Source organism: Kitasatospora sp. NPDC024654 (assembly GCF_055559155.1).
Map to the genome: position 1 here is coordinate 32,779 of NZ_JBVHLF010000032.1, position 13,098 is coordinate 45,876.

At 74.7% G+C, this 13,098-nt stretch carries 3 protein-coding genes; 2 read left to right on the top strand and 1 reads right to left on the bottom strand.

Features of this window, described 5'->3' with window-relative positions:
• Positions 1 to 62: 62 nt before the first annotated feature.
• Both ACZ38L_RS20040 and ACZ38L_RS20045 read left to right on the top strand, forming a co-directional pair.
• A complete protein-coding gene (locus ACZ38L_RS20040) occupies positions 63 to 10,274 on the top strand; it encodes a type I polyketide synthase (RefSeq protein WP_465695059.1) in 10,212 nt (3,403 codons plus the stop codon).
• A gap of 88 nt (positions 10,275 to 10,362) precedes the next feature.
• Entirely contained in the window at positions 10,363 to 11,139 is a 777-nt protein-coding gene (locus tag ACZ38L_RS20045; RefSeq protein WP_465695062.1) for a thioesterase II family protein, read from the top strand.
• A gap of 195 nt (positions 11,140 to 11,334) precedes the next feature.
• Here ACZ38L_RS20045 and ACZ38L_RS20050 read toward each other — a convergent pair whose 3' ends face one another.
• Positions 11,335 to 12,957 carry a carboxylesterase/lipase family protein gene (locus ACZ38L_RS20050; RefSeq protein WP_465695066.1) on the bottom strand — a complete coding sequence of 541 codons (1,623 nt, stop codon included), beginning with the start codon at positions 12,955 to 12,957 and terminating at the stop codon, positions 11,335 to 11,337.
• Between the last annotated feature and the right edge of the window lie 141 nt (positions 12,958 to 13,098).

The following is a 13,098-nucleotide window of genomic DNA, read 5'->3' on the forward strand; positions in this document are numbered from 1 at the left end:
TGCGGCTCCACCGAATCGCAGTACCACAGCACTTCCTGACTCACATGGCGGGTGAACGAGACATGCAGAACGAGCAGAAGTTGCTCGACTATCTCAAGCGTGTGACGGCTGATCTGAAGCAGACCCGGCGGCGGTTGCACGAGGTGGAGACGAAGGACCAGGAGCCGATCGCCATCGTGGCGATGAGCTGCCGCTACCCCGGGCAGGTCAACAGCCCGGAACAGCTCTGGCAGTTGGTCGAGAGCGGCGCCGACGCGGTCTCCGGCTTCCCCACCAACCGTGGCTGGGACCTGGCGGACCTCTACGACCCGGACCCTGACCGGCCCGGGAAGTGCTACACCCGCGAGGGCGGGTTCCTGCACGGGGCGGGCGAGTTCGATCCCGGCTTCTTCGGGATCTCGCCGCGCGAGGCGCTGGCCACCGACCCGCAGCAGCGGCTGCTGCTGGAGGTCGCCTGGGAGACCTTCGAGCGGGCCGGAATGGATCCCCTCTCGGTCAAGGGCTCGCGCACCGGCGTCTTCGTCGGCCTCGCCTACCAGGGGTACGCGGGTGACGGTGAGAGCGCGCAGGAGCTGGAGGGCTTCCTGCTGACCGGCACCGCGCCCAGCGTCGCCTCGGGCCGGATCTCCTACACCTTCGGGCTCGAAGGCCCGGCACTGACGGTGGACACCGCGTGCTCCTCCTCGCTGGTGGCGCTGCACCTGGCGGTGCAGGCACTGCGCCGGCGGGAGTGCTCGCTGGCCCTGGCCGGCGGTGCGGCGATCATGGCGAGCACCGGGATGTTCACCGAGTTCAGCCGCCAGCAGGGGCTCTCGGTGGACGGCCGGTGCAAGTCCTTCTCGGCCGACGCCGACGGCACGGGCTGGGGCGAGGGCGTCGGCATGCTGCTGGTGGAGCGGCTCTCGGACGCGCAGCGCAACGGGCACCCGGTGCTGGCGGTGGTGCGGGGTTCGGCGGTGAACCAGGACGGTGCGTCGAACGGTCTGACGGCGCCCAACGGGCCCGCCCAACAGCGGGTGATCCAGCAGGCGTTGGCGAGTGCGGGGCTCTCCCCGGCGGATGTCGACGCGGTGGAGGCGCACGGGACCGGTACCACGCTGGGTGACCCGATCGAGGCGCAGGCGTTGCTGGCGACCTACGGGCAGGACCGCCCCGAGGACCGGCCGCTCTGGCTGGGCTCGTTGAAGTCGAACATCGGGCACACCCAGGCCGCGGCGGGGGTGGGCGGCATCATCAAGATGGTGCAGGCACTCCAACACGGCGTCCTGCCCAGGACCTTGCACGCGGAGCAGCCGTCCCCGCACGTCGACTGGTCCACCGGCGCGGTGCGGTTGCTGACCGAGCCGGTGGCCTGGCCGGCGGGGGACCGCCCGCGCCGCGCCGCCGTGTCCTCCTTCGGCGTCAGCGGCACCAACGCCCACACCATCATCGAGCAGGCCCCGGCCGCCCCCGTGACGGCCGACGACCCGCAGGCGCAGCCCGAGCCCACCTCCGTCGTGGCCGCCGCGCCGGTCTCCTGGGTGGTCTCCGCGCGGAGCAGGGCAGCCCTGCGCGAGCAGGCGGAACGGCTGCTCTCCCATGTGCTCGGCCTGCCCGACGTACGCGCCGTCGACGTCGCCTTCTCGTTGGCGACCTCGCGCGCCGCGCTGGAGCACCGAGCGGTGGTGGTCGGCGCGGACCTCGCCGAACTCACCGACGGCGTGCGCGCGGTGGCCGAGGGGGCCTCGGCGCCGAACGTGGCCGAGGGAGCGACCGGCCGGGAGGACAGGCTCGCGTTCCTGTTCTCGGGGCAGGGGAGTCAGCGGTTGGGGATGGGGCGTGAGTTGTACGCGTCGTTCCCGGTGTTCGCGGACGCCTTCGACGAGGTCTGCGCGCATCTGGACGTTCATCTCGAACGGCCGTCGCGTGAGGTGGTGTTCGGTGCGGATGCCGGGCTGTTGGAGCGGACGGAGTTCACGCAGCCGGCGTTGTTCGCGGTCGAGGTGGCGCTGTTCCGTCTCGTCGAGTCGTGGGGTGTGCGGGCGGACGTCCTGGCCGGGCACTCGATCGGTGAGTTGGCCGCCGCGCATGTGGCGGGGGTGTTCTCGCTGGCGGATGCTGCTCAACTCGTCGCTGCCCGTGGGCGGTTGATGCAGGCGTTGCCGTCGGGTGGGGTGATGGTGGCGGTGCGGGCCTCGGAGGACGAGGTGTTGCCGCTGCTGGCCGGGCGTGCGGACCGGGTGGGGGTTGCCGCGGTCAACGGGCCGTCGTCGGTGGTGCTTTCGGGTACCGAGGACGCGGTGGCCGAGGTCGTGGCGCTGTTGGCGGCCGAGGGTCGCAGGACGAAGCGGTTGGCGGTGTCGCACGCGTTCCACTCACCGTTGATGGAGCCGATGCTGGCGGAGTTCCGCAAGGTGGCCGAGGGTGTCACCTTCGGTGTCCCGACGCTGCCGATCGTTTCCACGTTGACCGGACGGCTTGTCGCCGAGGGCGAGTTGGGCGACCCGGAGTACTGGGTGCGTCACGTCCGTGAGAGCGTCCGGTTCGCCGACGCCGTGCGGACCCTCGCGGCCGAGGGGGTAACGGCGTTCCTGGAGGTCGGACCCGGCGGTCTGACCGCGATAGCCCAGGAGACCCTGGCCGACTCGGATGCCGTCGCGGTCCCGGCCCTGCGCGCCGACCGGGCCGAGGAGCTGGCCTTCACCGCCGCCCTGGCCCAGCTGCACGCGCACGGTGTCGCCCTCGACTGGGACGCGGTCTTCGCCGGTCGCGGCGCCCGGCGCGTCGACCTGCCCACCTACGCCTTCCAACGCGAGTCGTACTGGCTGGAGTCGGCCGCCCGTGAGCGGCGCGAGCAGTCGGCCCTGGAAGGCTGGCAGTACCGGGTCACCTGGACGCCGCTGCCCGACACCGCGTCCGTGCCGGCGGAGGGCCGCTGGCTGCTCCTGACACCCGCAGGGCAGGGCGCGCGGGCCACCGCCACCGCGCTGCGGGAGGCGCTGGCCGCGCGGGGCGCGAGCGTCAGCTGCCTGGACGTCGACGAGGCCGACGACCGGCAGACCCTCGCCACCCGCCTGCGCGAGGCCGCCGACGGCGAGGCCCCACCGCGCGCGGTGGTGTCCCTCCTCGCATTGATCGATCGTCAGACAGCCGATGGCGCGACCGCATCGCTGCCCGCCGGTGTGGCGCTGACCCTCACTCTGGTGCGGGCCCTCGGTGAGGCGGGCGTCGAGGCGCCGCTCTGGTGCGTCACCCGGGGGGCCGTGTCCGTTGGCGCACCCGACGAGCTGTCCAGCCCGGCCCAGGCGCAGATCTGGGGTCTCGGCCGGGTGGTCGCCCTGGAGCACTCCGACCGGTGGGGCGGCCTTGTCGACCTCCCCCCGGCCGGCGGCTCGGGGGAGAGCCGGCCACAGCTCGACGAGCGGGCGCTGTCCCGACTGGTCTCCGTCCTCACGGCGGACGGCGACGAGGACCAAGTGGCCGTGCGTGACACCGGGGTCCTGGCCCGGCGGTTGGCCCACCTCGCCCCCGACGACCTCACACCGGCCTCTCGGCCGGCCGATCCGGAGAGTGCCGACGGGTGGGCGCCGCGCGGGACCGTCCTGATCACCGGCGGCACCGGCGCGCTGGGCGGGCACGTCGCCCGCTGGCTGGCCGGCCGCGGCGCCGAGCACCTGGTGCTCACCAGCCGGCGCGGACCCGCCGCACCGGGCGCGGAGACGCTGCGCGCCGAGCTGGAGCAGCTCGGCGCCCGCGTGACGATCGCCGCCTGCGACGTCTCGGACCGGGACGCGCTGGCGCGGCTGCTGGCCGAACTGCCGGCGGAGTGCCCGCTCACCGCGGTGGTCCACACGGCCGGCATCGACACCCCGGCGATGCTCGCCGAGACCGACCCGGCGCAGTTCGCCGCCGTGGTGGCGGCGAAGGTCGCGGGCGCGGCCCACCTGGACGAGCTGCTCGGAGACCGTCCGCTGGACGCCTTCGTGCTGTTCTCCTCGATCGCCGGTGTCTGGGGCGGCGGCGGCCAGGGCGCGTACTGCGCCGCGAACGCCTACCTGGACGCGCTGGCCCAGGCGCGCCGGGCCCGTGGCGTGACGGCGACCGCCGTCGCCTGGGGTCCGTGGGCCGAGGCGGGCATGGCCGGCTCGGCCCCGGTCGCCGACAGCCTGCGCCGCCGGGGCCTGCGGCCGCTGTCGCCGAGCGCGGCGATCGCCGCGCTGGCGCGGCTGCTGGAGCGCGACGAGACCGCCGTGACGGTGGCCGACGTGGAGTGGGAGCGGTTCGCGCCAGCGTTCACCGTGGTCCGGCCGAGCCCGTTGCTGGCGGACCTGCCCGAGGTCCGGGCGGCCTTGCGGCCGGCCGCGGGCCCGCAGGACGGCGACCTCTCCGACGAGGCCGCCGCGCTGCGTCGCACCCTCGCCCAGGCGGACCCCGCCGAGCGCGACCGCGCGCTGGTGGAGCTGGTCCGCGTCGAGGCGGCCGCCGTGCTCGGGCACCGCGGTGCCCACCTGGTCGAACCAGGGCGGCCCTTCCGGGAGTTGGGCTTCGACTCGCTGACCGCGGTGGAGCTGCGCAACCGGCTGACCCGCGCCACCGGCGTCCAGCTGCCCACCACCGTGGTGTTCGACTACCCCACGGCCATCTCGCTGGCCGGCTGGCTGCTGGTCGAGCTGTTGGGTGCGGCGCCCGAGACCGGTGCCGGGCGGGGGACCGAACTGGCCGCCCAGGACGAGCCGATCGCGATCGTGGCGATGAGCTGCCGGTTCCCGGGCGGAGTGCGCAGCCCCGAGGAGCTCTGGCGACTGGTGGCCGAGGAGACCGACGCGATGTCGGTGTTCCCGTCCAACCGCGGTTGGGACCTGGAGTCGCTCTTCCACCCCGACCCCGACCATCCGGGCACCACCTACGCGCGGTCCGGCGGCTTCCTGTACGACCTGCCCGACTTCGACGCCGCCTTCTTCGGCATCTCGCCGCGCGAGGCGGTGGCCATGGACCCGCAGCAGCGGCTGCTCCTGGAGACCTCCTGGGAGGTGTTCGAGCGCGCCGGGATCGACCCGACGACGGTGCGCGGCACCCGGACCGGCGTCTTCGTCGGCACCGGCTACCAGGACTACCTCCAGCGTGGCCTCGACGTCCCGGACGGCGTGGTGGGCTACCTGGGCACCGGCAACGCGGCCAGCGTGGTGTCCGGGCGCATCTCCTACACGCTCGGCCTCGAAGGCCCGGCGGTCACCGTGGACACCGCGTGCTCGTCCTCGCTGGTGGCCCTGCACCTGGCCGTTCAGTCGCTGCGCCAGGGCGAGTGCTCGATGGCGCTGGCCGGCGGTGTCACGGTGATGTCCAACTCCGGCGCGTTCGTGGAGTTCAGCCGCCAGCGCGCGCTCTCCGCCGACGGTCGCTGCAAGGCGTTCGCCGCCGCGGCGGACGGCACCGGCTGGGGCGAGGGCGTCGGTCTGCTGCTGGTGGAGCGGCTCTCCGACGCCCGCCGCAACGGCCACCGCGTGCTGGCGCTGGTGCGTGGCAGCGCGATCAACCAGGACGGCGCGTCGAACGGCCTGACCGCCCCGAACGGCCCCGCCCAGCAGCGGGTGATCCGCCAGGCCCTGACGAACGCGGGCCTCAGTGCGGCCGAGGTCGACGTGGTGGAGGCGCACGGCACGGGCACCACGCTGGGCGACCCGATCGAGGCGCAGGCCCTGCTGGCGACCTACGGCCAGGAGCACCCGGCGGACCGGCCGCTCTGGCTCGGCTCGCTGAAGTCGAACATCGGCCACACCCAGGCGGCCGCGGGCGCGGGCGGCATCATCAAGATGGTGCAGGCGCTCCAGCACGAGCTGCTGCCGCGCACGCTGCACGTGGACGAGCCCACGCCGCACGTGGACTGGTCCGCGGGAGCCGTGCGGCTGCTGACCGAGCCCGTCGCGTGGTCGCCGGGTGTCCGCCCCCGGCGGGCCGGCGTCTCCTCCTTCGGGATGAGCGGCACCAACGCCCACGTGATCATCGAGGAGGCCCCCGCCGGCACCGCGGCCGACGGCCCTGCCGACACCCTCGCCGACGGCTCCGCCCCGCGGCAGGCGCCGCTGGATCCGGTGGCGGTGGCCCTGCCGCTGGCCGCCCGCACGGTCGGCGCGTTGGAGGAACAGGCCGGGCGCCTCGCGTCGCTGCTGCGCGCCGAACCCGACCCGCGCCCCCAGGACGTCGGCTACTCGCTCGCCACCACGCGCTCGGCCTTCGAGCAGCGGGCGGTCGTGGTGGGCGCCGACCGGGCGGAGCTGATCACCGGGCTGGAGGCGCTGGCGGCCGGCGGCTCCGAGCGCCGGGTGGCGCGCGGCACCGCCGGGGGTGAGCCGAAGGCGGTGTTCGTCTTCCCCGGTCAGGGCTCGCAGTGGCCCGGCATGGCGGTGGAACTGCTGGACACCTCCGCGGTGTTCCGGGCCCGGATCGCCGCCTGCGGCCAGGCGCTCGCCCCGTTCCTGGACTGGAGTCTGGAGGACGTGCTGCGCGAGGCACCCGGCGCGCCCGGGCTGGACCGGATCGACGTGATCCAGCCGGTGCTGTGGGCGGTCATGGTGTCGCTCGCCGAGCTGTGGCGCTCCTGCGGTGTGCGGCCCGCCGCCGTCGTGGGGCACTCGCAGGGCGAGATCGCGGCCGCGTGCTTCGCGGGCGCGCTGTCGCTCGAGAACGGCGCCCGGATCGTGGCGCTCCGCAGCCTGCTGCTCGCGAGGCTGTCGGGTGGCATGGTCTCGATGCCGCAGCCGGAGGCGGAGGTCGCCCAGCGGCTGGAGCGTTGGGAGGGCCGACTGAGCGTCGCCGCGATCAACGGCCCGCGGACCGTGGTCGTCTCCGGCGACCTCGACGCGCTGGCGGAGCTGATGGCCTCCTGCGAGGCCGATGGGGTGGCGGCGAAGCGGATCGTCCGGGTGGACTGCCCCTCGCACTGTGCCCTGGTCGAGGTCCTCCGGGACGAACTCGCCGAGATCCTCGCCGAGACCGCCCCCGGGGCGCCGAGTGTGCCGTTCTACTCCACGGTGACCGGGACGAGGGTGGAGACCGAGCTGGACGCCGGGTACTGGTACCGCAACCTGCGCCAGCCCGTGCAGTTCGAGCGGGCCAGCCGGCAGCTTCTGGCCGACGGCCACCAGGTCTTCGTCGAGGTCAGCCCGCACCCGGTGCTGGCGTTCGGCCTGCAGGAGACGATCGACGCCGTCGCGAGCGAGGACGACGGCACGCAGGACGCGGTCCCGCCTGGCGCCCTGTCGCCGACCGTGGTGCCGACCCTGCGGCGCGGCGACGGCGGCCCGCGGCGCTTCCTGACCTCGCTGGGGGAGGCGCACGCCAACGGCGTGGTGGTCGACTGGCGTGCGGTCTTCGGCGGTTGGGACGCTCGGGAGGTGGACCTGCCGACCTACCCCTTCCAGCGGCAGCGGTACTGGCTGGACACGGTGGCGGGCCGGCCGGCGGAGCCGACGGCGGCCTCCGTGGTGGACGCCGAGTTCTGGGCGGCGGTCGAGCGCGAGGACCTGGCGGCGCTGGCCGAGGACCTGCGGCTGGACGAGGACGCCACCCTGCGCTCGGCCCTGCCCGCGCTCTCCTCCTGGCACCGGCGCCGCCGCGATGAGTCCGTGGTGGACGGCTGGCGCTACCGGATCACCTGGCGGCCGGTCCCGGACCCGGCGACGCCCGCGTTGTCCGGGACCTGGCTGGCGGTCCTGCCGCACGAGCCGTCGGCCGATCCGGCCGTCGAACTGGCGCTGAACTCCCTGGTGGCGCACGGCGCGGACGTCGTCCGGCTGGTCGTGGCCAGCGGCGAGGACCGGCAGGTGCTGAGCGGGCGGCTGCGCGCGGCCCTCGCCGGCCTCGGCGACGCCGCCCTCGGCGGTGTGCTGTCGCTGCTCGCGCTGGACGAGCGGCCGCACCCCGAGCACCCGGGCCTGTCCCACGGTCTGGGCCGGTCCCTGACGCTGGTGCAGGCGCTCGGCGACGCCGAGGTCCCGGCCCCGCTCTGGTGCGCCACCCGCGCAGCGGTGTCGACCGGTGCCCTCGACCCGCTGCGCAGCACCGCGCAGGCGCAGGTCTGGGCGCTGGGCCGGGTCGCGGCACTGGAACTCCCGGCCCGCTGGGGCGGTCTGGTCGACCTGCCCGACGGCGTGGCGGCCTCGGACGGTCGCGTCGCCCGCCGCCTGGCCGGGGCGCTCTCCGGCGTCACGGCCGAGGACCAGGTCGCGGTGCGGGCCGGCGGGACGTACGCCCGACGGATGGTCCGGGCCCCGCGCCCGGCCGACACCGGGGTGCGGCCCTGGCAGCCGCGCGGCACCGTGCTGGTCACCGGCGGCACCGGCTTCGTCGGCGGTCAGGTGGCCCGCCGGCTCGCGGCCGACGGCGCCGAACACCTGGTGCTGACCAGCCGCCGTGGCGCCGGCGCCACGGGCGCCGAGGAGCTGCGGGACGAACTGGAGGCCCTGGGGGCCAAGGTGACGATCACCGCGTGCGACATGGCGGACCGGGAGGCGGTGGCAGCACTGGTGGCATCCCTGGACGACCTGGCGCCGCTGAGCGCGGTGGTGCACGCCGCCGGCGTCGGCGGCGTCGCCGCGATGCTCGCGGACACCACCGAGGCGGACTTCGCCGCCGTGCTGGGCGCGAAGGCGCTGGGTGCCGCGCACCTGGACGAGCTGCTCGCCGACCGCCCGTTGGACGCGTTCGTCCTGTTCTCCTCCGGCGCCGCCGCCTGGGGCAGCGGCGCCCAGGCCGCCTACGCGGCCGCGAACGCTTTCGTGGACGCGCTGGCCGAGGACCGCCGCGCCCGTGGGCTGACCGCCACCTCGGTCGCCTGGGGCGCCTGGGGCGGCGGGGGCATGGTCGACGCCGCGTCCGAGGAGCGCCTGCGGCTGCGGGGCCTGGACCCGATGAGCCCCGGACTGGGGGTCCTGGCGCTGCGTCGCGCGGTGGAGAGCGAGGACGGCACGCTGGTCGTCGCCGCCGTGGACTGGGAGCGTTTCGTGCCCGGCTTCACCGCGGCCCGGCCCAGTCCGCTGATCGGCGACCTGCCCGAGGTCGCCCGCCTGCTCGCCGCCCGGGAGGCGGAGGCCGCCGCGGACGGCGGTGCCGAGCCGCCGCTGCAGCGCCGGCTGGCCGAGCTGGCGGTGGAGGAACACGCCTCGGAGATCGTGGAGTTCGTCCGGAGCGAGGCCGCCGCCGTGCTCGGCCACCCGTCGAAGGACGCGGTCCAGGCCCAGCACGTCTTCCTGGAGCTGGGCTTCGACTCGCTCACCGCGGTCGAGCTCGGCAAGCGGCTCAGCCGGGCCAGCGGTCTGCGGCTGCCGAGCACGCTGGTCTTCGACCACCGGACCCCGGCCGAGGTCGGCCGACGGCTGCTGTCGCTGCTGGCGGAGGGGCGCGGCCCCGAGGCCGGGGCCGCCACCTCGGCCGCGAACCGGGGAACGGGAGCGGCTTCGGCCCAGTCGGAGGACATCATCGTCTCGCTCTACCGCCGGGCCGGTGAACTCGGCCGGCTCGACGAGGGGATCGAGCTGGTCACCGCCGCCGCCCGGCTGCGTCCGGTCTTCGACGTGGCGTCGGCCGGCGACAACCTGCCCGACCCGGTCCACCTGGCGCGGGGCGAGGACGGGCCGCAACTCGTCTGCCTGGGCCCGTACATGGCGCCCTCGGGGGTCCACCAGTACGCCCGCTTCGCCGCCGCGTTCGGTGGCCGGCGCGGCATCTGGGCGCTGCCCGAACCCGGCTTCGCTCCGGGGGAGTCGCTGCCCGAGGACGTCGCCGCGCTGATCGAGGTGCACGCCACGGCCATCGGGCGGAGCGTGGGCCGGCAGCCGGTCGTGCTCGTCGGCTACTCCTCCGGAGGCTGGGTCGCGCACGCGGTGGCCTGCCACCTGGAGCGGCTCGGCCACCCGGTCGCGGGAATCGTCATGCTGGACACCTTCACCCGCGAGCAGCGCATGGGTGAGCGCTTCCAGTCGGCGGTGGTGGTGGGGCAGTCGGAGCGCTTCGACTTCGTCTCCGCGCCGGGCACCCAGCTGACCGCGATGGGCGGCTACCTGCGGATCTTCGAGGACTGGGACGCCCCGCGGGCCACCGCCCCGACCCTGGTGGTCCGCGCCGCGGAGTGGATGGCCCAGGACGAGACGGGCGTCGACGACCGCCCGGCGCCCCCGGAGCACGCCGACACGGTGACCGAAGTGCCCGGCGACCACTACACGTTGATGGAGCGGTACGCCCACGAGGCCGCCGAGGCAGTCGACGAGTGGCTGGAGAAGCTGGGCCCGGCGGGGGAGTGAGCACCGCGCACCGCAGCACCCCTTCTCGAACCGAACTACCAACCACACCATGGGACTCCCACCTACGACGTAAGGAACGACCCCTCCCGTGAACGACCCAGCTGAGGACAACGGCCTGTGGATCCGCAGGTTCCACCCGCGCCCGGACGGTGACGTCCGCCTGGTCTGCCTGCCGCACGCCGGCGGCTCCGCGAGCTTCTTCTTCCCGGTGTCGCAGGCGATGCCGCCGTCCGTCGACGTCCTGTGCGTCCAGTACCCCGGCCGCCAGGACCGCCGTGCCGAACCGGTCATCGACAACATCCCCGACCTCGCCGACCAGGTGTTCGCCGCCCTCCTCCCTTGGGCGGACCGGCCGTTGGCGCTCTTCGGCCACAGCATGGGTGCCAGCCTGGCGTTCGAGGTCGCCCGGCGCCTGGAGCGGGAGAAGGGCCTGGTCGCAGCCGGCCTCTTCGCCTCCGGCCGCCGTGCCCCCTCCACCCACCGGTCCGAGACCGTGCACCTGCGCGACGACAACGGCATCATCGCCGAAATGCGGAGCCTGAGCGGCACCGACGCCCGCCTCCTCGGTGACGAGGAGATCCTGCGCATGATCCTGCCCGCCATCCGTGCCGACTACCGGGCCGCCGAGACCTACGCCTACCAGCCCGGCGAGGCCCTGCACTGCCCGGTGGTCGCCCTGGTCGGCGACAGCGACCCCAAGGTCACCGTCGACGAGGCCGCGGCCTGGGCCAACCACACCGAGGGCCCCTTCGACCTGCGGGTCTTCCCCGGCGGCCACTTCTACCTGGCCGACCATCAGGCCGCGGTCATCAAGGAGATGACCGACCGCCTGCCCGGGACCGGACCCCGGCCACCGGGGCTGTGAAGTTCGCGCACCGGCACGGAACGGGGCAGGCACGGCCTCCGGGCGATCACGAGGTGTCGAAGCCCCGATCGCCGCGACGGAGGACCGTGCCCGCCCGTTCCTCATCGCCCTGTGCCGCGACGGGGCCGGGCCGGGACCCGTCCCGGCTCGGCCTTCGTCCGTTCGGTCCGCCGGGCGCCGAGCCCGTCGCGTGGCTCAGCCCTGCGCGGACCAGCCCTCCAGGTCCCAGGCGGGGAAGGAGTAGTCGTCCCACAGCGCGCGTTCGGTGTCCTGCGGCGCGTTCTGCACCCGTTCCGGCACGTCCCAGATCTTGGTGGCCCTCACCGCCGGGGTGTAGCTCGGCCACCCCGGCGACCCGGTGCGGGCGAACCCCGACCAGGCGTCCATCATGTCCCGGGAGAGCGCGGTGAGCTGCGGCCGCTCGGCGGCCAGCGTGGCGGCCCCGCGCGGGTAGGCACCGAGGTCCAGGTTGCCGAGCACGAACGGCAGTTCCTCGGTGTGCATCGCGCCCAGGTTCTGCGCCTCCGGCAGGCCCGCGACATACGGAACGTGCCAGTCGAACCGGTAGACGTAGGTGGGCCGCCAGCGGGCCTGCGCCTGGGCCATCCGCAGCGTGGGCACCCGCATCATCTGGTCGGTGAGCATGGCGTTGACCACCCGGCCCGGCGCCAGGCCCGGCCGGTCGGCCGCGTACACCTGGAACATCTGCTGCTTCCGGTCGGCCAGCACCGCCGGGAAGCTGCGGTAGGCGGAGAGCGGCAGGTCCAGCACCTGGGGTTCGAAGAGCGCCCAGTAGTCGGTCTCGTTCTCGGTGGTGCCGGCCATCAGCTCGACCCCGCGGGCGCTGCCGGCCGCGATCCGGTCCACCACCGGACCGGGAACCAGGACGCCGTCGACGTACGGGCCGAAGAAGAGCGCGTCGGCCAGGCCCGAGACACCCTGCTGGGCCTTCTGCTGGAGCTGGAGCAACTGCTGGGTGCTCATCGCGTCCAGCTGCGCCACGCTGGTGATGTTCCCGACGGCCAGTACGTGCGCGGCGGCATCGTGCGCGTACTGCCGGGTGTGCACGAGGTAGCCCGGCCCGCTCTCCACGATGGCGCGCTGGAACAGCCGTTCCGGATGGTCGCCGGCCAGCAGCGCGGAGATCGAGATCGCGCCGGCCGACTGACCGAAGACGGTGACCCGGCCCGGGTCACCGCCGAACGCGCCGATCTGTCGCCGCACCCAGCTCAGTGCCGCGACCTGGTCGCGCAGCCCGTTGTTGCCGGAGCCCGCGTAGCGTGGGTCCAGGTCACCGAGTTCGGTCCAGCCGAGCAGGCCGAGCCGGTAGTCGACGCTGACCACGACCGCGTCACCGCGCGCGGCCAGCGCCGCGCCGTCGAAGTCCGGCTCGCTCGCCGCGCCGAGTTCGTCCGCGCCGCCGTGCAGGAAGACGAGCACCGGCCTGTGCGCGCCGCCGGAACGCGGCTGCCAGACCTGGGTGTACAGGCAGTCCTCGGTGCCGCCGCCACCGCCCTCCAGGTCCTGCGGGCAGCCCGGCTTGGCGGTGGTCGCCGCCAGCGTGCCGGGCCAGGGCATGGGCGGGGCGGGCGGCAGGAACCGCCGGGCCCCGGTGGGCGGCGCCGCGTACGGGACGCCGAGATAGGCGCAGGTGGCGCCCTGGGCCAGGCCCCGTACCCGCCCCAGTGTGGTGGTGGCGCGACAGTCGTGGCTGCTCGCCCCGCTCGCCGGGGCGGCCGCGCCGAGCAGGCCGCCCAGGAGCAGGGTGAGCGTGGCCGCCACCGCCCCCGTCGTCCTGCCGATGGTCCTACGGAACACGAAGCACTCCCCTTTCGTGCCGGCGCCCAGGGCTGACTGGGCATCAGTTGCCCCCAGCCTGGGCAACCGGGTGTCCTCGGGGCATCGGCGCGCGGGTTGATCCGCGTCTCTCCACCCGAGGGTGGAGTCGCCGCCCGGCGG